The sequence below is a fragment of the Tessaracoccus defluvii genome (assembly GCF_014489575.1).
Taxonomy (GTDB): domain Bacteria; phylum Actinomycetota; class Actinomycetes; order Propionibacteriales; family Propionibacteriaceae; genus Arachnia; species Arachnia defluvii.
The window spans coordinates 201,919-224,843 of sequence record NZ_CP060789.1 but is presented as its reverse complement, the minus strand read 5'-3'; the positions used below and the strand labels follow the sequence as shown (position 1 = coordinate 224,843).

The window sequence follows — 22,925 nt, the reverse complement described above, 5'->3', positions numbered from 1 at the left end:
AGGTCCCCATCGTCTAGCGGCCTAGGACTCCGCCCTTTCACGGCGGCAGCACGGGTTCGAATCCCGTTGGGGATGCGAAGGGTCCACCTCCCTTGGAGGTGGCCCAAACCGGTAGCCACAAGGGCTTTTGCCTGATGTGACAGCGAGGCGAGAGTCACGCTATAGTTACCGGGCTGGCTCAGCCAGCAGGTCAAGAAATTGGCCCCGTAGCGCAGTTGGTTAGCGCGCCGCCCTGTCACGGCGGAGGTCGCGGGTTCGAGTCCCGTCGGGGTCGCTAGGTCAGGCGAAAGCCAGGCCACCGGCCAGGTAGCTCAGCTGGTAGCAGCGTTCGCCTGAAAAGTGAAAGGTCGCCGGTTCGATCCCGGCCCTGGCCACAGAAGCCCCTGGTTATCCAGGGGTTCTTTCATTTCCAGGGCTCCCCTGCGTCACCCCTGAAGGCCAGCTACCGCTGCGATGGCATCACCCGGATCGACGACAGGTCCGCGTGGCAGACTCTCCGGAGAATCTGACGATGACGAACTCAAGGAGTCCCCGCATGACTGATGCCCTCGTCCCCGACATAGCAAACCAGAAGGCCGCGCAGTGGTGGCGCCAGGCCGTCGTGTACCAGATCTACCCCCGCAGCTTCGCCGACTCGGACGGTGACGGCATCGGCGACATCCCCGGCATCATGTCGCGCGCCGACTACCTCGCCTCCCTCGGGATCGACGCCGTCTGGCTGAGCCCCTTCTACCCGTCGGCGCTGGCCGACGGCGGCTACGACGTCGCCGACTACCGCGACGTCGATCCCCGGCTGGGGACGTTGGCCGACTTCGACGCGATGGTGGCCGCCCTTCACTCCCGCGGAATCAAGGTCGTCGTCGACATCGTCCCGAACCACACCTCCGACCAGCACGCCTGGTTCCAGGAGGCCCTGGCCGCCGGGCGCGGGTCCGCCGCCCGCGAGCGCTACATCTTCCGCGAGGGAACCGGCGTCGACGGGGAACTGCCGCCGACCGACTGGCAGTCGACCTTCGGTGGCGCAGGGTGGGAGCGCGTCGAGGACGGCCAGTGGTACTACCACCACTTCGCTGTGGAGCAGCCTGACCTGAACTGGGCCCACCCCGAGGTCCGCGCCGACTTCCTCACGACCCTGCGCTTCTGGTCCGACCGCGGCGTCGACGGGTTCCGCATCGACGTCGCCCACATGCTGACGAAGGACCTCACGGAGCCGCTGCCGTCCACCTCGCAGCTCGAGGAGATCCCCCGCGACGGCAACCATCCGCTCTTCGACCGCGACGATGTGCACGAGGTCTACGCGGGATGGCGCGAGGTGTTCAACTCCTACGACCCACCGCGGACCGCCGTCGCGGAGGCATGGGTGGAGACGCCCGAGCGTCGCGCCAAGTACGCCTCGGCCGACAGCCTCGGGCAGGCGTTCAACTTCGATCTGCTGGTCGCCGACTTCGATGCCGCCCAGTTCCGCACGATCATCACCGACAATCTCGCCCAGGCCGCGGCGACCGGCTCGTCAACGACGTGGGTGCTCTCGAACCACGACGTCACCCGGCACGCCACCCGCTACGGCCTCGCACCGCTGAACGGGCGCACGGTCAAGCAGGGCACGGAGTGGATCGCCGCCGGCGGCCCCGAGGACGCGCTGGACCGGGAGCTCGGCCTGCGCCGGGCCCGGGCGGCCACCCTGCTGCTACTGGGCCTCCCCGGCAGCACGTACCTGTACCAGGGCGAGGAACTCGGCCTGCACGAGGTCGCCGCCATCACCCCCGAGCAGCGGCAGGATCCCGCGTTCTTCCGCGGAGCCGACTACGACGGCCTGGGCCGTGACGGATGCCGCGTGCCGCTGCCGTGGACGGCGTCCGGTTCTTCGTTCGGATTCGGCAGCGGCGGGGCGCACCTGCCGCAGCCGGCCTGGTTCGGCGCACACGCCGTCGACGCGCTGGACGGCGTCGAGGGCTCGACCCTGTCGCTGTACCGGCGCGCACTCGAGCTGCGCGGCGAACTGCAGGCCGACGAGGAGCTGCGGTGGATCGACACCGGCAGGGACGATGTGCTGCGCTACGCCCGCCCCAACGGCTGGGAGGTGGTCACGAACTTCGGTTCGGAGCCCTTCGAGCTGGGCCCTATCGCCGGCGTCGTGGTGCTCTCCAGCGGAGAGGCGTCCGGGGCGACGGTTCCAGGCGACACGACGGTCTGGATCGCGCCAGCTGTCTGACCGACGCTGCGCTCGGTGGTCTCCACCGGTTCGCCAGCCGCGCCGACGGCGTTAGGCTGGGCCGGTGAAGACCACCGAGCTGCCCGTGGGCACCGTCCACACCGAGATGCACGCCGACCTCGCCGCCGCCCTGCGCGATGAGGAGGCCGCACTCGCCGCCTGGCTCGACATCACCCCGCTGGCCCGCAACGAGTGGCTCTGCTTCGTGGCGGAGGGCAAGTTGGCGGAGACCAGGGTGCGCCGCATCGAGCGCGCCGTCTCCCAGCTCGCCGGTGGGCAGCGCCGTCCGTGCTGCTGGCCGGGGTGCGCCCACCGGGAGCGCAACGGCCGCTGACACCGTCAGTACAGCCGCGCCAGCGCCTCAGCGAACAGCTCTTCCCCTCCCTCCGCCGCACCCCGGGCGACAAACCAACGTGAGACGTTCATCACGTCGCGGTGCAGGAACTCGATCCCCTGCGGGTTGACGGTGACGTCGACCAGTTGCGGCAGGTCGATGACGACAAGCTCATTCGACGCCGTGACGAGCAGGTTGTAAGGCGACAGGTCGCCGTGGGCGAAGCCGTCCTCGGCGAGGGTGAGCACCACCAGCCGGAACTGCTCCCAGAGTGCCGCCAGGGCCTCCGGGCCGGGGCGGCTCTGGGCGAGCCGGGGAGCGGCATGGCCGAGGCCGTCGTCGATGAACTCCATGAGCAGTTCCTCGCCGTCGTGGCTGACGGGATAGGGCACGCGCACCCCGGAGCCCCACAGTCGGCACAGCGCCAGCCACTCGGCTTCTGCCCACATCCCAGCGATCAGGCCGCGCCCGAACGTGCTGCGGTTGGCGATCGCGCGCCGCTGTCGGGACTTCTGGTGGCGGCGGCCCGCCTGGTAGGCGTCGTCACGGCGGAAGAGGCGGTGGTCGGCGCCTCGGTACCGTTTCGCGGCGAGCAGGCAGGCGCCATCGGGACCGGTCCGCTCGATCAGGTGGACGTCGGCTTCCTTGCCGGACTTGAGGATGCCCAGTTCGGTGTCGAAGGCCTCGCCCGAGGTGATCACCCAGCTGGGTCGCGGCTGAGGGCCGTGGGAGACTCCGAGTTCATCCCAGGTGGTCCAGCGGTCGCCGCCCGGTGGCGCGAGGACGGTGACGTCCCACTGGACCGCGGAGGATGCGCGGACCCCGGAGGGACCAGTTGGGCGTGGTGCGACGACGGCGTCGTCGTCGGAATCGACGTGGTTGCGCTCAGGCGTGCTGGCCGAGCGGGAAGGTGTTGACACGGGTTCTCCGGGAGTTCGAAGGACGCGCCGCCGGACGGCAGCGCGTGTAGCTGTGACGGGACATGTCTTCGACCTCCTTCCGAATCGCGGGTCGGGCACCGACGCTACTCCCCCATCGCCGGTTCCGCCAGCCCCTACATGCGGAACGGATGGGGTCTCGCCCCGACGCTGCCCGTCCTGACCCCGGCGCAGCTCCAACCCGTGCCGCTGCGGCTATTTCCTCATTGGGGGGACGTGGCCGGGTCCGCGCGCAGCTCCTCCAGGACGCGCAGATCCTCCGTGCGCAGGGCGTGGTTGGTCCTCAAGGTATTCCCCTGTCTCCGGTGACATCACCAGGAGACTAGCGACGCCCACCGACAGAGCGGTGTGCGGGCGCACGACTACCAGGAGGGGTCGGGTGCCGGGGGCTTGTTGGGGCGGAGATACAAGGTGGAGTCCATGGTCCAGCCCCGAACGGGTTGCTGATCCGGCGGAGCATGACGCGGCGGCGGCACAGGATCCGGAATATGCGGCTCGATCTCCCAGCCATATCTCGCTTTGAAGACCAACCCGTCGGGCCGGTTCGGATTCCCCTCGATCGTGAACTCACCCTGGTGATGTTCCCGATGATGATGCGTACACAACGAGATCAACTCATCGATATCCGTCGAGCCACCCTTGCTCCAGTGACGCTTGTGATGATTCTCGAGGAACCGGGTCACCAGGCAGCCGGGATACCGGCAGCCGCCGTCACGATCCTCCACCAGCTTCCTGGTCCGGTCGGGGACGATCCGCATCGAGCGTCCCACCGACACCGGCGACGCGTTCTTCAACCACACCGGCCGGATGCTGCCGTCGCAGGTGATCCGCTCCACCAGATGCGCCGGCAAAGCGCCCTGCTTGTTGATCCAGCCCTTGCCATCGGCCTCGAGGTGGACCAGCACCTTGTAATGCTGCCGGCGTGACCCGGATTCGACCGAGCTGAGGGAGCGGGACGCGACCTCGAGGATCGCGTCAGCGAACGTGGCCTCGGTGTGACCGGCCGTGAACAGCGCGTCCTTCGCCTCCCGCAACGCCTGCTCCACCAACGCACCTTCGAGGGCGTCGGCTTCGTAGCGCAGCTGGAACCGGCCCCCCAACGTGCCCATCTGCAGGGTGGGCCCCTCATCACCGGACGGGCCGGGCCACGGGGTTTCGTACTCGTCGGGCGGTTCCTCGAAGCCGTACTTCGGCAACGCGCGACGCAACTGCTGCACCGTGGCATGCTCAACAAACACCGAGACCGCATCGCTGTAGGAGGCGGGAACATTCCGGGCCACCACCGTCATCTGATCTAGGCTCACGGTGCCGGCCGCCATCTTCTCCTCCAACACGGGAAACTCGCCGCGGCGGCGGGCGATCGCGACAATGTCGCGGGCGCGCGCCGGGGAGGTAGCGCACATTACGCTGAGCCAGTGCTCCGGGGATTGGATGCCGTTCTCCGCCCAGGTGAATGTGTCGAGAACCTCTGCGGTCAAAGCGATGAGTTCGTTGTTCAACTGGGCCAACTGCCCGGCGATCACACCTGCACGTTCCGCTGCTTCCTCCCAGCGGAGCAGGGTGTTGGTGTGGTCGGACAAACTCATGACTAATTGTACGTCTGGACGATTATGAGTTCAAGAGTTTGTCGTTTGTTTTTCTTCAGGAATGTGTCCGGATCGACCCTTCGAGACGCCGCTCGTGCCGGATCCTGAGCTTGTCGAAGGGCGCAACCTCCCAGGGACCTGCGGCTCGCTAGCCCTCAGCCCTCGACACCCGTACCCGCACCCAGCGACTCCAACTGCGCCTCGATCTCGTCCGCCGACACCGCACCCTTCAGGATCGACGCCACCTTGCCGTCCGCATCGATGAAGTAGTGGGTCGGCACCGAGTTCACCAGGTAGCTCAGCGAGATCTCACCGATCGGGTCGGGAACGCTCCGGATGCCCAGGTCCAGCCGCTGCGCGTAGTCGGTCACCGTGTCCCGGTCCTCGCGCAGGTAGATCGACACGATGTCGATCCGATCGGCCACCGCCTCCACGTCCGGGAGTTCCGCCCGACAGATGGAGCACCACGTGGCCTGGAACAGCAGCCAGATGGGCTTTCCGCTGTAGTCGTCGAGGGAGACGGGATTGCCGTCGATGTCCATGGCCCGGAAGCCCGGCGCGGGTTCGCCGACCTTCGCCACCCCCGCCGCCGCTACCGGCTCGTCCGCTCCTGCCGGGGCGCCCTTCACCAGGTAGACGGCGCCGAGCACCAAGGCCACCAGCGCGACAAGGGCGACGACACCCAGCGCGCTCCCCCGCTCACGCATAGGAGTGCAGGCCGCCGAAGATGTGGTTGCCGAAGTAGGCGAACAGCACCGTAATGAAGCCGAGGACGAGCATCCAGGCGGCCTTGCGGCCCCGCCAGTCCCGCACCACCCGCACGTGCAGGAACGCGCCGTAGACGAGCCACGTGACCAGCGCGGCGGTCTCCTTCGGATCCCAGCCCCAGTACCGGCCCCACGCCGTGTTGGCCCACACCGAGCCGAGCACGATCATGATCGTCAGCAGCGGGAAGGTGATGACGGCGGCCCGGTAGCCGATGTCGTCGAGCACCTCGAGGCGCGGCAGCTTCACGCGCCGGATCGACGGCTGCAGCAGATAGAGCACCGCGGCACCGAACGAGACGCACGCCGCGCCATAGGCGACGACCGCGAAGCTCACATGCAGCGTCAGCATGAGGCTGTTCTGCAGCGCGGGGATCAGCGGTTTGACGCTCGTGTCGAGCGACATGGCGTAGACGAGCATGCCGCCGGTCACCAGCAACACGATCAGCGAGATGAGCCGGATCCGGTACCGCACGTCGAAGAAGAGGTTGACCAGCAGGATCCCCCACGCGAACGCGATGGCGAACTCGTGCTGATTGGAGAACGGCCCGTGGCCCGTGTAGGTCATGCGCACGACGATGTAGGCGGTCAGCAGGACGACGGCCGCGATCTGGAAGGCGGTCGCCCACCATCCGAGCGAGCTGCGTCGCTGCGGCGACGCCCCGCCCCCGGCTGCCACGGCCTCCGCGGGCCCGTCACCGACGGCGACCAGCGCCCTCGACCGCGTCTCCACCTTGGCGCCCTGCCGCTGCGTGACGGCGGCGAAACACGTCGCGACGCCGAACAGCACGATCACCGTCGCCGCGGTCACCAGGTACTCGGCCATCTCAAGCATCGATCAGCTCCTTGTCGTGCGTGGTCCCGCCTGCGGAGGGCCCGGCGGGCGTTGTCTCCGCCCCGGGGGCGGTCGCGTCGATCCGCTCGATGAGCGTGCGGAAGTGCCGCTCGAAGGTGGTGTCCAGCTTCTCGGCCGACGCGATCTGCACCAGCGAGCCGTCGCCGTCGGGGGTCACCCGCACCCAGAGCCGACGGTGCCGCGCCATGAACGTCATGCACATGCCGAGCACGAGCAGCGTGGAGCCGACCCACATCCAGGCGGCGCCGGGATCCTGGCGGGCGATGATGCCGGTGTAGCGGAGCTCACGCTCGAAGGTGAGCAGCATGCCCGCGGACTCGGCCTCCTCGCCCTGCTCGACGGGGACGACGTCGAGCTTCGCATCGGTCGCGATGTCGTAGAGCTCGAAGACGGCGCTTCCCGGCGCGATGTTGGCGTCCATCGCCCCGGAGGCGGGCGTGACGACCAGCACCTCGATGCCGGCCCCCTCTGGCGTGATCTTGCCGATCGCGTAGCGGCCGTCGTTGCTCTGCCACTTCAGCGGCACCGGCCCCTCGAACAGCACAGAGCCCGCGGGATCGGTGATGCGCAGGGCGGCGGCGACCCCGAAGGACGCCTGATGCAGAGCGGTGCCGTCGACGCGCAGCGGCTCGTTGACCCGCACATCCTGCTCGCCGACGATCTGTCCGTCGCGCTCGACGACGAGGTGGCTGACGTAGTCGCTCGGCCTGCCGTCCTCGTCGTAGGAGTCCTTGAAGGAGACGGCCGTCACGGACAGCCCGGTGCCGTGGCCCACCTCGACGGTGTGGCCGACGGAGATGTCGAGGTTCTCCTCGAAACCCGTGAAGGCGGAGACGCCGAACGCGGCGAGGATGACGACCATCGCGGCGTGCGCGATCGCCGTCCCGAACGGGCCCCAGCGGAACCGGTCGGCGTACATGCCGACGGCGCCGCCGTCGAGACGATCGTCGGGCAGACGCCGGTAGAGGCTGCGGCCGAGCACTCCCCCGACATGGTCGAGCGCGGCCTGCGGGGCCAGGGGCAGCACCATCGAGGCGCGGTACTGGGCGCGGTCGAAGAACTTGCCCGTGACGTGGATCCGCGGCTGTGTGGCCCGCCGCCAGAGTTGCGGCACACGGTGCGCCGTGCAGGCGATGATCGACAGCGCCAGCAACACCGTGACGCCGAGGAACAGCGGCGACGCCCAGAGGTTGAAGATGCCCAGCACGTCGAGGACGAGGGTCCAGCCCCCGTAGCGGGCCTGCATCGACTCCAGGAACTGCGCGTGGGTCGTGGGGTCGCCGGCCGAGCCGGCCGGCTCCTGCGTGATGAGGGTGCCCAGGAGCGTCAGCACCGCCATCGCGATGATCACGAGCGCTCCCAGCGCCTTCGAACGCAGGATCCGGTAGACCCAGGCGGCCAGTTCTCGCATCGCCGTTACTCCTCCGTCGGGGGCGGGGTGCCCATGGCGTCAAGTGCGTCGAGGTGCGATCGGACGGTCGCGGCGAGGTCGGAATCGGGCGCGACCTCCAGCACCTTGTCCCAGTCGGCCCGCGCACCCTCGGTGTCCGGCGGGTCCTGGGCGAGGTGGATGAAGCCGAGGTTGAACCAGGCCTGCGGGTTACGGGGATCGACCTCGGTGACCCGGTTCCAGAGTTCCTCGGCGCGTTCGCCGTCACCGGCGTTGAAGTGGAGGACGCCGAGTTCGAGGTTGACGGCGACGTCGTCGGGGCTGCTCAGCAGCTTGGCCTCCAGCTCCGCCATCCTCGCGGCCCCCGACTCGGGCGACGCCGTCGCCGTCGGTTGGCCGCCGGCCTGATCGACGGGCGCGTCGGGCAGGCCGATGCGGAAGACCCCGTAGACGAGGCCAGCGATCAGCAGGACGCCGAGGACCAGCGCGAGTGGGCTGCGACTCGTGCCCGCCCGCGCGGCGACGGGGGTCGACTCCTTGTCCAGAGGTGTGTGGACCTTCGGCGTGCGCCGGGGCTCGTCGTCGACCTCGCCCAGCTCGTCCAGCGCCAGGTCGGCGTCAGTGAGGACGACGGGCTCGACGACCGGCTCTGCCGGGGGTGCCGACTCGCCGGCCTCCGGCGGGAGCTGTGCGGCCGCCCACTCCTGAAGCTCCTCGGGGGCGTTCCTCAGGAACTCCGCGAGGGCCTCGGGGTCGGGCGCGGCTGCGGGCGCGTCAGGCTTCACGTTCCTCGATCTTCTGCTTGTTGGCCTGGGAGATCTCGGACGGCGCGAACGTCGACGGGTCGACGCCCTTCAGGACGAGCTGCCCCTTCCGCGACGCGTCCAGCGAGTCGGCGATGATCCGCTCGATGTAGGCGGGCGCGTGGAAGCCGTACGAGTTCTCGGAGTACACGTAGTCGAGGTAGAAGCTGGCCTTGTTCTGGAACTCGCGGGCGGCGTCGATCGCGGCCGCCGGCGTCCCGTCGGTCTGGGCCTTCTCCAGGTCGGCGATCAGCTGGACGAGCGAGTCGAACGCCACGTCACGGGAGGCGATGAACTGGTCCTGGATCTTGACGACCCGGTTCTTCATCTCGTCCTCGGTCGAGTGGTGGCACGTCATGCACGAGGCGTTGACGTTCAGCATCGGCGACTGGATCTGGTGGTTGGTGACCTTCCTGGCACCCTCGGCCTCGTACGGCATGTGGCAGTCGGTGCAGCTGACGCCGTTGTCGGCGTGGATGCCCTGGCTCCAGATGTCGAACTCGGGGTGCTGGGCCTTGACGATCTCCGCGCCGGTCGTGGCGTGCGTGAAGTCCTTGTGCCCGTCCTCCAGGTAGTAGTCCCAGATGTCGTCGATGTTCAGGCCCTTGGTCCACGGGAACGTGAGCTCCTTGGTCTCCTTCTCGAAGTAGTACTCGACGTGGCACTGGGCGCACACGTAGCTGCGCATCTCCTGGCGGGTGGCGTCACGGTTGACGTCGTAATCCTCCACGCCCTCGCTCTTCTTGAGGGCGGTGATGCCCTTCTCGAACGCGGGGCGGGTGATGCGCAGCTGCATCGTCTGGGGGTCGTGGCAGTCGATGCACGAGACGGGATGGTCGGCGAGCTGGCTCGCGTCCGCGTACGACATCTTGTTCATCGCGGCGAAGCCGGCGTCACGATCGCCGTTGCCCAACTCGTCCATGATCGTGACGGTGGAGGCGTGGCAGTTGAGGCAGGCGCCGGGCTGCTTGAAGTTCTGCACCCGCAGCGTGTACCGCTGGTCCTCGAGCATGTAGGCGTGGCCCCGCGCGTGCCGGTAGTCCACCGAGAACGGGTAGCCATCCCACATGGTCACGAGCCGCGGATCCTCCTCGATCCGGCTGGTGGAGATGACGGTGCGCGGGTCGGTCTCCGAGGGGGTCCTGGCCTCCTGCACGGAGCCGGCGTGCACGGTCGCCGTCATCTCGCTGGTGCGCAGGAACGCCTCGTACTGGGCCGGGAAGTTCTGGCCCCACACCGCCGGGTCGGCGATGGTGTCGTCCAGGTCGACGACCTTGGTGTACGAGTCGCTGGCCTCGCCCTGGCGCTCGATGATGTTGGCCAGCAACGCGGTGATACCGGCCGTCGCGACCGCCGTCAGGGCGATCGCCGCGACGACGATGCCGATCCTGCGTGTCCGCTGGCTGCGGGGAGCCTTCGCGGGGGCGTCGTCGCCCTCGGGCTGTGTCTGGGTGGCCTCGGGGTCAGCCATGTCTACTCACCTTTTCCTGTGACCGACGTCGGAGTGGCAACGGGTGCAGCTGATCTGGTCGCTGCCTGCTGTCATGCGCATATCGCTGGTGAACTCGGAGTGGCAGTAGAGGCAGGCCTCGTTCGTCACCGCCCGGTTGGAATCACGGATCTCGATGTTCTCCGGGTACTGGCCGGTCGTGAACTTCAGACCGTGCCAGAACCCGTTGTCAGCCTTGACGTAGTACTTGCTGACGATGTTGTCGTGCGGCGCGTGGCAGTCGTTGCAGGTGGCCACGTTGGCGTGGCTGCCGGCGAGCCAGGCGTCGTAGTGCCCCTCCATCACGTGGCAGTTCGCGCACGTGGCGGGGTCGTTACCCAGGTAGGAGATGCCCTTGGCGTAGACAAACGTGAAGAGCCCGACGCCGATCAACGAACCGACGACGAAGACGCCCGCGGCGACAAGAAGATTCTTCTTCGAAATGCGGGACAACATGCGCTTGAGCCGTGTCATCTCTCCTCCTACGACGGAGCGTAGTAGATGAGGTGCGGGGCTGACGACCGGGCGACGACACTCATGTGGAGTCCCCGCGAACGTAGGGGCCGTACCTCACGTATTTTCCCCCGGGAACGTGTGGCTGGCCACGATGGGGTGTGGAGGTTGAGGAGCAGCTGTCGATGGCAGCCAGGTTTGAGGTCACGAAGAAGTACGCGGCTGCGTATGCGGCGGCACCGAAGAAGGGCAAGTCACAGATCCTGGACCAGGTGGTCGAGGTCACGGGCTGGAACCGGGACCATGCCCGCCAACAGTTGGTGGCCCGCCTCCGGCAGCCTCCCGGCCGGGCCAGCGCGACGGTCGCGGTGATCGATCGCCGCCGCACCAAGCCACGGAAGTACTCCTACGATGCGCTGATCGTGTTGCAGAGAGTATGGGCGGCCTCGGGCGGCAGCTGCGGGCAGTACCTCGCCCCGGCCATGACCGACTGGCTCGACGCCCTCGAAACCGAAGGCGCTCTGATCCAGGGAGAAGACCGCTACAGCGCTGCAGTACGGTCCGAGTTGGAACAGATGTCAGCAGCCACGATCGACCGATACCTGGCCCCCGCCAGAGCAAAAGACCCGATCCGCGGCAAGACCACCACCCGACCGGGCACGATGCTGCGCAACTCGATCAGTATCCGCAAAGCCGGCGATGAGGTCGAAGCCGAACCCGGGTTCTTCGAGGTCGACACCGTCGCCCACTGCGGCCCCACCCTGAAGGGCGAGTTCGCCCGCACCGTGAACTTCACCGACATCCACACCGGCTGGGTGTTCACCCGCGCGATCCGCAACAACGCCGCGGTCCATGTCCTGGCCGCGTTCGACACGTTCATCGAGCACGTTCCGTTCGCCGTGACCGGCATCGACTGCGACAACGGGTCAGAATTCATCAACCACGACCTCGTCGGCTGGGCCGGCCAGCGAGACGTGTTCTTCACCCGGTCACGGCCCTACAAGAAGAACGATCAGGCCACCATCGAGTCGAAGAACAACCACCTCGTCCGCCGCTACGGCTTCTACCACCGCTACGACACCAAGCTAGAGCTGGAGCTACTCAACCAGCTATGGACACTGGTCTGTGACCGGTTGAACTTCTTCACCCCTACCAAGAAACCCATCGGCTGGTCCACCGACACCGTCGGCCGCCGCAAACGGCTCTACGACAAGCCCAGCTCCCCCTACCAGCGACTCCTCGCCGCCGGCGTCCTCAACCCCACCCAACAGGCCGAACTCGCCGCCCGAAAAGCCAACCTCCGACCAGCCGACATGGCCCACCGCATCAACCTCATCCAACAAGAACTCACCCGCCTCGCAGCCGGGAAGACCCGCCGCCTCCAAGACCAGATCAGCTGGAAAGCACCCGACCCCGCAGGCCTCAAAACCCGAGCCGCCTAGCCCCCAGCTTCCCGGGGAAAAATATCTGAGGTAAGGCCCCCACCTACGCGGGGACTTGACAGTGAGGTACCACGCCGGGTCGCTCAAATGAGGACGAAGGTCGACTCCTGCGTCCGCCGGACGACGGCGTCAGGTGGCGTAGGCACGGAGGAAGCGGGCGTACTGGTCGAACACAGCGGCCCGGACATCCGGGCGTGACAGCACCAGATCATGCAGACCACCCTCGATCCTGGCCAACACCACGAGGTTCCCGAGTGCCGTGGTCCGCTCGGCGATGCGGTCGACGTCGAGGACGGTGTCGGCACCCAGGAGCGCCTCGTCCCAGCGGCGGCGGAAGTCGGACACCTCGGAGATGGCCACGAGGATCGGGCAGTCGATGTCGAGGCCGGCGGCGACGCGCGCATGCCCCTGCAGGACGGCGGCCAGCCACCCCAGCCGCACCAGGAACGCCGGATCGCCCTTCAGGTTGTGGTTGTAGACCCACTCCCCGTCCTGGTCGATGTCGATCGCCCGGTGGTAGATGCCGTTGTCGCCCATCGGGACGGCGGTCGTCGGCGCCACCGCGCCCGCCGCGCTGAACATCGGCTGCGTGGCCGAGCGGAGCATCGGGTTCGCCTGCAGCTCCAGCCACGGCGAGTTCAGGATCATGCCCGTGAAGGTGCCCGGCCGCTCGTTGGCGTACAGCACCGAGATCAGCCCGCCTGTCGAGTGGGCCATCAGCACGAGGTCGTCGTGCCCCTCGCCGCGGATGAGGTCGACGGCGAGGTCGAGCTCGACGAAGTAGTCGTCGAGCTTCGCGATGTAGCCCGCCAACTGCTTCGGCCGCAGCGAACGACCGTAGCGGCGCAGCTCGAGCGCGTAGAAGTCGTACCCGAGCCGCGCCATCTCGTCGGCCAGATGCGCCTGGAAGAAGTAGTCGTTCCAGCCGTGCACGTAGAGCACCGCCCGCCGCCCGGTGGGCGCATTGCGCCGCACCAGGGTGGCGACGAGCGTCCCGGACTGCTCGAGCGCATAGGTCGGCTCGTCAGGAAGCGGGATCGTGAGTTGCTCGTAACCCGGAAGTTCCGAGTCAGGCGCCCAGATACTGATGGGCACGACAGGTCACGACGAGCGGCGCTCGTCGTCCTCGTCGTCGTCGAGATACTGCGAGTAGTCTGCGTAGCCGCCGTACTCGTCCGACTCCTCTGCGGAGTCGTCCGTGACGTCATCGAGGTCGGGCAGACCGTCTCCTCGTAGCTCGCGCTCCAGTGATGCGAAATCGGTGGACACCGGGCGATACTTCAGATCGCGAGCCACCTTCGTCTGCTTTGCCTTTGCACGGCCGCGCCCCATATCGGGTCGACCCCCTTGCCTTGTCCCTCGCGGTCTCGCCGCGGAATCTGATCAATAACTCGTGGGGTACAGGCTACCCAATCCCCCCGGTTAGTCCAAAGACCCGCCCGGCAGGCTGAGACGCCGCTCGCAGCGGCCCGCGTCCCGGCGCGGCCCACTAAGCTGTGGGCCATCCAACCCTGAGGAGAACTACGCCATGGGCAAGATCATCTACACCCTCACCGACGAGGCACCGCTGCTCGCAACCTACTCGTTCCTCCCTATTGTCACCGCTTTCGCGGGCAGGCCGGGGTCGAGGTGGAGACGCGCGACATCTCGTTGGCGGGCCGGATCCTCGCCCAGTTCCCCGATCTTCTGCCTGCCGACCAGCAGACCCCTGACGCGCTGTCCGAGCTCGGCGCCCTGGCCACCACCCCGGAGGCCAACATCATCAAGCTGCCGAACATCTCGGCATCCGTTCCGCAGCTGAAGGCCGCCGTCGCCGAGTTGCAGGCGCAAGGCTTCGCGATCCCGGACTACCCCGAGGATCCGGCCACCGACGAGGAGCGCGACATCCGCACCCGCTACGACCGCGTCAAGGGCTCGGCCGTGAACCCTGTGCTGCGCGAGGGCAACTCCGACCGCCGCGCGCCCGAGTCCGTCAAGAACTACGCCCGCAAGAACCCGCACCGCATGGGCGCCTGGAGCGCCGACTCGCAGACCTCGGTGGCGACGATGGACGCCGACGACTTCCGCCACAACGAGCAGTCCGTGGTGATGGGCGCCGACGACGTCCTGACGATCCGGCTGCGCACCGCCGCCGGCGAGCAGGTCCTGAAGTCCGGGCTGAAGGTGCTGGCCGGCGAGGTCGTCGACGGCAGCGTGCTCCGCGCCGCGGCCCTCGACGCGTTCCTCACCGAGCAGATCGCCGCCGCGAAGGCGTCCGGCGTCCTGTTCTCGGTCCACCTGAAGGCCACGATGATGAAGGTCTCCGACCCGATCATCTTCGGTCACGTGATCCGGGCCTTCTTCCCCGAGGTCTTCGCCACCTACGGCGACGACCTCGCCTCCGCCGGCCTCTCCCCCAACGACGGCCTCGGCGCGATCCTCGCCGGTCTCGATGCGCTCCCGAACGGCGCCGAGATCCGCGCCGCCTTCGACAAGGGGCTGGCCGACGGCCCGACGCTCGCGATGGTGAACTCCGACAAGGGCATCACGAACCTCCACGTCCCCTCCGACGTCATCGTCGACGCCTCCATGCCCGCGATGATCCGCACCTCCGGCCACATGTGGGGCCCGGACGGCGCCGAGGCCGACACGCTCGCCGTCATCCCTGACTCGTCGTACGCCGGCGTCTACCAGGCCGTGATCGAGGACTGCATCGCCAACGGCGCGTTCGACCCGACGACCATGGGCACCGTCCCCAACGTCGGGCTCATGGCGCAGAAGGCCGAGGAGTACGGCTCGCACGACAAGACGTTCCAGATCCCTGCCGACGGCGTCGTCGAGGTCGTCAACGCGGCCGGCGAGGTGCTGATGAGCCATGAGGTCGCCGCCGGCGACATCTGGCGCGCCTGCCAGACGAAGGACGCCCCGATCCAGGACTGGGTCAAGCTGGCCGTCACCCGCGCCCGCGCCACCGGCTGGCCCACCGTGTTCTGGCTCGACCCGGAGCGTGCGCACGACCGCAACGTGGCCGACAAGGTCGCCACGTACCTCGCCGACCACGACACCGAGGGCCTGGACATCCGCGTCCTCAGCCCCGTCGAGGCCACGAAGCTGTCGGTCGAGCGGATCCGCCGCGGCGAGAACACCATCTCGGTCACCGGCAACGTGCTGCGCGACTACCTGACGGACCTGTTCCCGATCCTGGAGCTCGGCACCTCCGCGAAGATGCTGTCCATCGTGCCCCTGATGGCGGGCGGCGGCCTCTTCGAGACCGGCGCCGGCGGTTCCGCGCCGAAGCACGTGCAGCAGCTCGTCGCCGAGGACTACCTGCGCTGGGACTCGCTGGGCGAGTTCCTGGCACTGGCCGCGTCCTTCGAGCACCTGGCCGCCACCGAGGGCAATGACCGCGCCGCCATCCTGGCCACCACGCTGGACCGCGCCAACGGTTCGTTCCTGGACAACGACAAGTCTCCGACGCGTCGCGTCGGCGGCATCGACAACCGCGGCTCGCATTACTGGCTGGCCCGCTACTGGGCCGAGGAGCTCGCCGCCCAGACCGCCGACGCGGAGCTGGCCGGAGTCTTCGCCCCAGTCGCAGCCGCCCTCGCGGACGGCGAGTCGGCCATCGTCGCCGAACTGCTCGGCGTCCAGGGCAAGCCGGCCGACATCGGCGGCTACTACCGCCCCGATGCCGAGAAGGTCGCCGCCGTGATGCGTCCGTCGGCCACGCTCAACGCCGTCATCGACTCGCTGGCCTGACCCGGCCGGCGGCGCCCGGACAACGAGACGGCCCCGGTCTCTCCCTCGCGGGAGAGACCGGGGCCGTCTCTGTTGAGGCTACGACCACCGCGCCGTCGGGGGCTGGCGGGTGGCCGCTGCCGTCGGGATGGCTCAGCGCGCCTCTGCGGCGTGCTTCGCGATGATGTAGCCGTACACCAGCCCCTGGCTGATGGTGGCGCCAGCGCCGGGGTAGCTGTGGCCGAACACGTTGGCAGCCGCGTTGCCCTGCGCGTAGAGGCCCTCGATGACGTCACCGGAGGCCGTGACTGCACGACCGAACTCGTCGGTCATCACGCCGCCACAGGTGCCGAGGTCGGAGACGACCATCTTCACCGCGTAGAGCGTGCCGCTGAGCGGACGCACGTTCGGGTTCGGGGTCTGCGTCGGATCGCCGTAGTAGTGGTCGTAGGCGCTGTGACCACGCTGGAAGTCCTCATCGACGCCGGCGGCGGCGGTCGGGTTGAACCGCTCGAGCGTCTCGGTCAGGGCCGCCCGGTCGACGCCCATGCCTGCGGAAGGGGCTGCCGCGGGAAGATCCCGCCCGCGAAGACGTACGAGTTGCGGTACTGCTGGTCGAAGACCAGCCAGATGTCGCTGAGCGGGTCGCCCTCCCGCTCGCGGCGGAGCGCCTCCTGCCCGAAGCTCATGTAGTCGGTGGCCTCGTTGATGAACCGCTTGCCGGTCTGGTGGACGATCAGCGAGCCCGGCAGCGAACGCTCCGCGAGCATGACGGCCGGGGCCTGCCCCTCTGCGGCGGACGCGACGGCCGGGAACCACCAGGCCTGGTCGAGGTTCGCCAGCTCAGCGCCGACTCCCTCGGCAAGCGCCAGCGTGTCGCCCGTGTTGCCCTCGGCGCCGAGGCTGAGGTTGTCGTGGAGGTGCTGCGTGCGGGCCTGGAGCAGCTGGACGACGTCGTCGCGGCGGCGCACGCCGTGGATGATCCCGCACGCCGCGCCGACATCGTCGTGCGCGGCCTCGCCGACATCATGGTCGACCACCGCCCCCGCTACTCGATCATGATGAGCGACCCGGCGGTCGGCCCCGTGCTGGCCGCTGACCCTCACACCGCAGCCACCTTCGCCCGCATGGAACAGGCCCTGCTCGGCCCCGACCCGGACGCCGAACGGCGGCTGGCCGCCGCCTACTTCCTGGCCGCCTGCAGCGCGCCGGCCCAGCCGACGCTGCGGGAGGAGGGCACGATCAGCGCGGAGGCGATCCGCTCCAGCATCGTCGCCCTCGGCCACCATCTGCTGGGCTCAGCCGCCTGAGGGCCGCTCTCCCGCGGCCGGCCAGCGCCGCTTCCAGGGAGTCGGCCCGGCCCGCAGGCCGATCCCGACGAGCAGCACCGTCACCGCGAGCGCGGCTGCGAGCGCGGGCGAGAACGGCACCAGTTCGACGCCGAAGCACAGCGCGAACACGGGTGCCCGCTGGGAGACGGCGAGCACCGCAATCCCCAGCATGAATCCGACCGTGGAGGCGTGCTGCGCCCCGACGAGCGGTTCGACCACCAGCGCCAGCACCGTGCCGGCGCCCATCCCGACGGCCACGGCCGGCATGATCTGACCGCCGCGGATCCCGACGGCGAAGAACAGAGCGACCGCCGCGAACTTGACCACCGTCAGCAGCACGGCCTCCCACAGCCCGAGCTCTCCGGCGAGGCCGGCGGCGACGACCGCCTTCCCGTTGCCGAGGATCTGCGGTAGCACGATCGCGGCGGCGGCCATCAGCCAGAAAGCCAGCAGCCCTCCCGCCGCCTCCGCCAGGTCGCCCAGGTTGACGCGGGCGGCGCGGCTCCACACCCACCGCACCAGGGTGCCGAGCACGAAGGCCAGCGGCACGACGACGATCAGCCAGGCCATGTCGGGCCACGCCACGGACGGCGCGACGGCGAAGGCGGGACTGCGGGGCACCGCCAGCCACCCGATGGGAACGGCGATGGCGGTGGCCCAGCCCGCGATGAGCACCTCGCTGAGCCGACGGCCCCGCAGCACCCGCTCAACGGCGAACGCGACGCCCGCCAGCGGCGTGTTGTAGACGGCGCCGAACGCGGCCCCCATCGAGGCGCCGGCGAAGACCGTCACCGCTGACTCCGGCACCCGGAGCCGGGCCAACAGCCCACGGGTCAGCAGCCGGGCGAGGATGCGTGGCGCCTGTTCCCGACCCACGGGAGCGCCGATGCCGACGCTCACCGTCTGCAACAGCGCATCGGCGGCCTCGGCCAGGGGTCCGTTGCGCCTGCGCTGCCAGTGCCGCAGCCCCACCCAGGCGAAGGCGGCGACCGATCCCGCGGCCCCGACGACCAGGGCCTGACGGACCGTCGCCGGTTCCTGGGCGCTGGCGCTCTCGCCGGCTACGAGCCACTGGGTGGCGTCGAGCAGCGCCACCACGAGGACGGCGGCGAGCCCGGCCACGACCCCGGCCAGTGTGGCCAGCAGCCACGACCGGAGGAAGGAGCGCATCTCAGACGAGGCGGGCGGCCCCGGCGCCTTCCTCGGCGACGACCTCACCGAGAACCCAGGAGTGCACCTCGCGCTGCTGCAGGGCCGCCAGCGCCGCGGGCACCTGGTCCTGCGGCAGGATGGCGACCATGCCCACGCCCATGTTGAGGGTGGCGTCGATGTCGGGCTGTGAGACCTTGCCGACCTGCTGCACGAGCTGGAAGACCGCCGGAGGCGTCCAGCTGGAGCGCTCGAGGACGGCGGTCATCCCGTCCGGGATGACGCGGGCCACGTTGTTGGCGAGGCCACCGCCGGTGATGTGGCTCATCCCGTGGACCTGGGCCTTGGCGATCAGGTCGAGGATGTCCAGCGCGTAGACCTTGGTGGGCTCGAGCAGTTCCTCGCCCAGGGTGCGGCCCAGTTCGTCGACGTGCCGATCGAGCGCCCAGCCGGCCTGGTTGAGCAGCACGTGGCGCACCAGCGAGTAGCCGTTGGAGTGGAGGCCCGACGCCTTCATGCCGATGACGGCGTCCCCCACCTCGATGCGGTGCGCGCCGAGGATCGCGTTCTTCTCGACGACGCCGGTCGTGGCGCCGGCGATGTCGTACTCATCCGGGCCGAGCAGGCCGGGGTGTTCGGCGGTCTCACCGCCGACCAGGGAGCAGCCGGCCGCCACGCAGGCGTCGGCGATGCCGCCGACGATCGCGGCGACCCGCTCCGGCACCACCTTGCCGGTGGCGATGTAGTCGGTCACGAACAGGGGCTCGGCGCCGCAGACGACGAGGTCATCGACGAGCATGCCGATCAGGTCGAAGCCGATGGTGTCGTGCTTGTCCATGGCCTGCGCGATGGCAACCTTGGTGCCGACGCCGTCGGTGGACGTCGCCAACACCGGATGCCTGTATCCCTTGAGAGCGGAGGCGTCGAAGAAGCCGGCGAACCCGCCCAGCCCGCCGAGGACCTCGGGACGGCGCGAACGCGCCACCGACGCCTTCATCAGTTCGACGGCGCGGTCGCCCGCCTCGATGTCGACGCCGGCCGCGGCGTAGGCGCTGGTGTTCATGACACGTCCTCCAGGTTGAGCAGTGCCGCCTGGGCAGGCGGGATGGCGATCGGGTACCTGCCGTCGAAGCAGGCGCGGCAGAGTCGGTCGGCGGGGATGCGCGTGGCCTCGGTGAGCCCCTCGAGCGAGATGTAGCCGAGCGAGTCGGCGCCGAGCGAGCGGCAGATCTCGTCCACGCTCAGCCCGGGCGCGATGAGCTCGGCGCGGGTGGCGAAGTCGATGCCGTAGAAGCACGGCCACTGCACCGGCGGCGAGGAGATCCGGACATGGACCTCCTTGGCTCCCGCCTCGCGGAGCATCCGCACGAGGGCACGCTGCGTGTTGCCGCGGACGATGGAGTCGTCGACGACGACGAGCCGCTTACCCTCGATGACCTCGCGCAGCGGGTTGAGCTTCAGCCGGATGCCCAACTGACGGATGGTCTGGCTCGGCTGGATGAAGGTGCGCCCGACGTAGGAGTTCTTGACCAGGCCCTGGCCGTAGGGCAGCCCGGAGCCCTGGGCGTAGCCGATGGCCGATGGGGTGCCGGACTCCGGCACCGGGATCACCAGATCCGCGTCGACGGGGTACTCCTCGGCGAGCTTGCGTCCGATGTTCACGCGCACCTGGTGCACGCCGCGGCCGGCGATGGTGGTGTCCGGGCGGGCGAGGTAGACGTACTCGAAAATGCAGCCCTTGGGGTTCGCATCCGCGAACCGGCGCGTGCGCAGGCCCCGCTCGTCGACGGCGATGAACTCGCCGGGCTCGACCTCGCGGACGAAGCTGGCGCCCACGATGTCGAGCGCTGCGGTCTCTGACGCGACGACCCAGCCATTCGACAGGCGCCCGAGCACGAGTGGCCGGATGCCGTGGGGATCGCGGGCCGCGTACAGCGTCCGCTCTGTCAGGAACGTGAGGCAGAAGGCGCCCTTCAGCCGCGGCAGCACCTGCATGGCGACGTCCTCGAGGGACTCGTCGCCGAAGCTGGACATCAGGGCGGTGACCAGCGACGTGTCGTTGGTCGAGTCCATGGTCTTCTTCTCGGGCACGTGCTCCGACGGTGCGAGCTCCGCCAGCCACGCCTCGAGCTCGTGCGTGTTGGTCAGGTTGCCGTTGTGGGCGAGCGCGAGGCCGCCGCGGCTGGTCGCCCTGAACGTGGGCTGCGCGTTGTGCCAGACGCTGGCGCCCGTGGTCGAGTAACGGGTGTGCCCGATCGCGAGCCGTCCCGGCAGCGACTTCAGCGTCGCCTCGTCGAACACTTGGCTGACAAGGCCCATGTCCTTGTAGACCATGATCCGCTGGCCGTTGCTGACGGCGATTCCCGCCGACTCCTGGCCGCGGTGCTGCAGGGCGAAGAGCCCGAAGAACGTCAGCTGCGCGACGTCCTCGTCCGGGGCCCAGACCCCGAATACGCCGCACTCTTCCTTCGGTCCTTCGAAGTTCTCCACCCGGTCAGCGTAGTGCACGGGGCCCGTTCCACCGCCCCGTGGTCCGTGCCGTCCGGCCTGCGAAACCGACCGGTTCCCGGGTCAGCGCCCGAGGTCGTCGAGCGCGGCGAAGACGGCCTGGTTGTACTCGAAGGCCCGCACCGCCTCGGCCACCGCGACGTCGTGGTCGGCCTCACTCATGGGCGCCTCGTCGAGGGCGGTGCGGTAGCGGTCCTTGTACGGCTTGACCTTCTCGATCGTGGTGAACCGGTAGAAGGAGATTCCCGGGGCGCCGATCTCACGGATGCGGGCGGCGTACGCCTCGCTGGCGGGGTGGACGGCGACCTCGGACTCCCCCGGCTGCGTCAACGCGGCAAGGTCGGCCCTCAGCGTGTCGAGCCGCTCGAGCGCCGGATCGTGGAAGTGACGGAAGACCGGGTCGTCACCCATCGACCGCGAGACCTCCTCGAGGGCCGTGTAGACGACGACGAGCTGCGCAGTGAGGTTGCGCAGATCCTCGCGGGTCACGCTGCCCTTCACGAGGCGGGCCATGAACGGGCTCTCCTCGGCGCTGCGGTGGACCTCGCTCGTCTCCTCGCGGAGCCGTGCCGACAGGGCACGGGTGGCGATGGCAGCAAGCTGGGCGGTCATCCGATGTCCTTTCGCGCGGCATGAGGTTAGCCATGCCTAAGTTGCTTTAACTAACGCGAGTATTGCCTAAAGATCCCGCCCGACACAAGATGCGGTACACCATGTCTCCATCATGTGGACACCCTGTCGCCTCGTGCGCCTCAGGAGGTCGGGTGGGCGTGGCGGGTGGAGAGCCAGACGTCAGGCCTGCCGCAGATAGGGCCTCGAAGTCCTGCACGGCCAGTGCTTCACCTCCTAGCTAGAGGCGCAGCTGTGCGTAGGGTCTCTGCTCGTTGCTTGGGCGGCTCAATGCCCCTGCTGCGTGGTCCGTGCCGGAGGCCGCCTGAGATACGAATGGAGTCGCGCCATCTCTTGAAGTGGGACGTGTCGCAGTTGGCCAAGGCCACCGAATGGAGCTTGGTGATGGCAAGGTCCTCTGGCGGTGCTTCCTCGTGGGACGGGGTGGAGCGCGGGTGCAAGAAGACCTTGTGGGCAAGGCATGTCGTGATCCAGGAGAGGCGCCATTCGAGGTGAGCGATGCCTGACTCGGCGCAATGTGGGCACTCGAACCTGGGAGGCAGCCATGTCCAAGCTGACCCCGGCCTGTTCCGGGCCGGGATGGGCTGGTTGGAGTAGGCGACGCCAGCCCACTTGTTGAGGGTCAACTCATGAATGTCGCTGGCCTGAAGCCCCAAGAGCGATGCAGCAGCCCGCTGCTGGGCGGGAGACAAGGCGTCCTCGTTGACCAAGCCGGTTGCGTCGGCGAGCTTGCTGACCGTGATGTCGAGGAGGGCAGCGTTACGCCGGAGCAATGAGGTCCACGACTCCCCTGGTGAGGGCGACACTCGACACGGCAAGGACCAGCCAGACGGGAGGCTAGAGCGATTGTCCATGCTGCCGCCATGCCGGTTGGGTCTGGGGCTCACCACGAATGTCATCGCTGGACAACATCGTCCACAGCGTCTCCGCATGTTCAGCGAGCTGGAACCGTGCTTCAAGTGACATGTTGTTGTGCATGTCAACGACCGTTTGAGTGGGTAGCGGGTTGTCGATGTAGATCCAGCGTGGGCCTGAAGGCACGATGAGGCCGTGGGTCAGGTACACCCACATCCATCCCCGGACCAGGTGGTTGGGGACCTGGCCCTTCGGCCCCCGAGGAGGTTTCGAGAGTTGGATGAGGACGTGTCTCCTGTGGTGGTAATCGATGCCTTCGGTGACCGCGAAGGCGGCCGCCGCCCTGATGCATGACTCGAACTCTGCTGTGATGGATCCTGCCTCCAACTGCTTCAGACGTTGGGCTGCTGACCCGTATGGCAGATGGAAGTGTTGGAGGGCCTCAGTGGCCCAGCCGGCCTGGCCGTC

Annotated in this window: 19 protein-coding genes, 3 tRNA genes and 2 pseudogenes; 7 read left to right on the top strand and 17 right to left on the bottom strand. The window is 68.5% G+C overall.

What is annotated here, in order from left to right; genetic code table 11:
- Window positions 1–2: 2 nt before the first annotated feature.
- From H9L22_RS01000 to H9L22_RS00980, 5 genes are all read left to right on the top strand, one after another.
- Window positions 3–75, top strand: a tRNA-Glu gene (locus tag H9L22_RS01000).
- A 125-nt stretch (window positions 76–200) separates the two neighbouring features.
- Window positions 201–274: transfer RNA gene (locus tag H9L22_RS00995), tRNA-Asp, on the top strand.
- Window positions 275–300: 26 nt separating this feature from the next.
- Window positions 301–374 (top strand) — tRNA-Phe (locus H9L22_RS00990).
- A gap of 161 nt (window positions 375–535) precedes the next feature.
- Window positions 536–2,212, top strand: coding sequence for a glycoside hydrolase family 13 protein (locus H9L22_RS00985; protein WP_187721249.1), 1,677 nt, complete (start codon window positions 536–538; stop codon window positions 2,210–2,212).
- Between the two features lie 64 nt (window positions 2,213–2,276).
- Window positions 2,277–2,546 (top strand): YdeI/OmpD-associated family protein, encoded by a 270-nt coding sequence (locus H9L22_RS00980; RefSeq protein WP_226966026.1) that lies wholly within the window; start codon window positions 2,277–2,279, stop codon window positions 2,544–2,546.
- A gap of 5 nt (window positions 2,547–2,551) precedes the next feature.
- Here H9L22_RS00980 and H9L22_RS00975 read toward each other — a convergent pair whose 3' ends face one another.
- From H9L22_RS00975 to nrfH, 8 genes are all read right to left on the bottom strand, one after another.
- Window positions 2,552–3,466: a serine protein kinase RIO gene (locus H9L22_RS00975; protein ID WP_187721248.1), complete on the bottom strand. Its 915-nt coding sequence runs from the start codon at window positions 3,464–3,466 to the stop codon at window positions 2,552–2,554.
- A gap of 380 nt (window positions 3,467–3,846) precedes the next feature.
- Window positions 3,847–5,070, bottom strand: a complete 1,224-nt coding sequence (locus H9L22_RS00970; protein ID WP_187721247.1) for an HNH endonuclease signature motif containing protein — start codon at window positions 5,068–5,070, stop codon at window positions 3,847–3,849.
- Window positions 5,071–5,225: 155 nt separating this feature from the next.
- A complete protein-coding gene (locus tag H9L22_RS00965) occupies window positions 5,226–5,777 on the bottom strand; it encodes a TlpA family protein disulfide reductase (protein ID WP_187721246.1) in 552 nt (183 codons plus the stop codon).
- Complete coding sequence (gene ccsB, locus H9L22_RS00960; RefSeq protein WP_187721245.1) at window positions 5,770–6,669, bottom strand: c-type cytochrome biogenesis protein CcsB; 900 nt, start codon at window positions 6,667–6,669, stop codon at window positions 5,770–5,772. The genes H9L22_RS00965 and ccsB overlap by 8 nt, the downstream gene beginning before the upstream one ends.
- Window positions 6,662–8,101: a cytochrome c biogenesis protein ResB gene (locus H9L22_RS00955; protein WP_226966025.1), complete on the bottom strand. Its 1,440-nt coding sequence runs from the start codon at window positions 8,099–8,101 to the stop codon at window positions 6,662–6,664. The genes ccsB and H9L22_RS00955 overlap by 8 nt, the downstream gene beginning before the upstream one ends.
- 5 nt (window positions 8,102–8,106) lie before the next feature.
- Window positions 8,107–8,865, bottom strand: coding sequence for a tetratricopeptide repeat protein (locus H9L22_RS00950; RefSeq protein WP_187721244.1), 759 nt, complete (start codon window positions 8,863–8,865; stop codon window positions 8,107–8,109).
- On the bottom strand, window positions 8,855–10,354 hold the full coding sequence (locus H9L22_RS00945) for an ammonia-forming cytochrome c nitrite reductase subunit c552 (protein ID WP_187721243.1): 1,500 nt from the start codon (window positions 10,352–10,354) through the stop codon (window positions 8,855–8,857). The genes H9L22_RS00950 and H9L22_RS00945 overlap by 11 nt, the downstream gene beginning before the upstream one ends.
- A gap of 6 nt (window positions 10,355–10,360) precedes the next feature.
- Window positions 10,361–10,846 carry a cytochrome c nitrite reductase small subunit gene (nrfH, locus tag H9L22_RS00940; protein ID WP_226966024.1) on the bottom strand — a complete coding sequence of 162 codons (486 nt, stop codon included), beginning with the start codon at window positions 10,844–10,846 and terminating at the stop codon, window positions 10,361–10,363.
- 164 nt (window positions 10,847–11,010) lie between these two features.
- On the opposite strand from nrfH, the gene H9L22_RS00935 reads away from it, so the two are divergent.
- Complete coding sequence (locus tag H9L22_RS00935) at window positions 11,011–12,267, top strand: integrase catalytic domain-containing protein (RefSeq protein ID WP_187721242.1); 1,257 nt, start codon at window positions 11,011–11,013, stop codon at window positions 12,265–12,267.
- A 129-nt stretch (window positions 12,268–12,396) separates the two neighbouring features.
- Here the strand turns inward: H9L22_RS00935 and H9L22_RS00930 are convergent, their stop codons facing one another.
- Window positions 12,397–13,362 (bottom strand): alpha/beta hydrolase, encoded by a 966-nt coding sequence (locus tag H9L22_RS00930; RefSeq protein ID WP_187721241.1) that lies wholly within the window; start codon window positions 13,360–13,362, stop codon window positions 12,397–12,399.
- A gap of 6 nt (window positions 13,363–13,368) precedes the next feature.
- Entirely contained in the window at window positions 13,369–13,599 is a 231-nt protein-coding gene (locus H9L22_RS00925) for a DUF3073 domain-containing protein (RefSeq protein ID WP_187721240.1), read from the bottom strand.
- Between the two features lie 196 nt (window positions 13,600–13,795).
- Between H9L22_RS00925 and H9L22_RS00920 the strand changes: the two are divergent.
- Window positions 13,796–16,005: pseudogene (locus tag H9L22_RS00920) on the top strand (NADP-dependent isocitrate dehydrogenase).
- Window positions 16,006–16,137: 132 nt separating this feature from the next.
- Here H9L22_RS00920 and H9L22_RS00915 read toward each other — a convergent pair.
- The 7 genes and pseudogenes from H9L22_RS00915 to H9L22_RS00885 all read right to left on the bottom strand — a co-directional run bounded on the left by H9L22_RS00915 (window position 16,138) and on the right by H9L22_RS00885 (window position 22,667).
- Window positions 16,138–17,273 (bottom strand): annotated as a pseudogene (locus H9L22_RS00915) (FAD-binding protein).
- Between the two features lie 9 nt (window positions 17,274–17,282).
- On the bottom strand, window positions 17,283–18,485 hold the full coding sequence (locus H9L22_RS00910) for a chloride channel protein (RefSeq protein WP_187721239.1): 1,203 nt from the start codon (window positions 18,483–18,485) through the stop codon (window positions 17,283–17,285).
- Window position 18,486: 1 nt separating this feature from the next.
- Entirely contained in the window at window positions 18,487–19,527 is a 1,041-nt protein-coding gene (purM, locus tag H9L22_RS00905; RefSeq protein ID WP_187721238.1) for a phosphoribosylformylglycinamidine cyclo-ligase, read from the bottom strand.
- Entirely contained in the window at window positions 19,524–20,972 is a 1,449-nt protein-coding gene (gene purF, locus H9L22_RS00900; protein ID WP_187721237.1) for an amidophosphoribosyltransferase, read from the bottom strand. The genes purM and purF overlap by 4 nt, the downstream gene beginning before the upstream one ends.
- Before the next feature lie 63 nt (window positions 20,973–21,035).
- Window positions 21,036–21,584 carry a biliverdin-producing heme oxygenase gene (locus H9L22_RS00895; protein ID WP_187721236.1) on the bottom strand — a complete coding sequence of 183 codons (549 nt, stop codon included), beginning with the start codon at window positions 21,582–21,584 and terminating at the stop codon, window positions 21,036–21,038.
- 227 nt (window positions 21,585–21,811) lie between these two features.
- On the bottom strand, window positions 21,812–22,456 hold the full coding sequence (locus H9L22_RS20150) for a TniQ family protein (RefSeq protein ID WP_226966023.1): 645 nt from the start codon (window positions 22,454–22,456) through the stop codon (window positions 21,812–21,814).
- Complete coding sequence (locus tag H9L22_RS00885) at window positions 22,440–22,667, bottom strand: hypothetical protein (protein WP_187721234.1); 228 nt, start codon at window positions 22,665–22,667, stop codon at window positions 22,440–22,442. Before H9L22_RS00885 ends, H9L22_RS20150 begins: the two co-directional genes overlap by 17 nt.
- Between the last annotated feature and the right edge of the window lie 258 nt (window positions 22,668–22,925).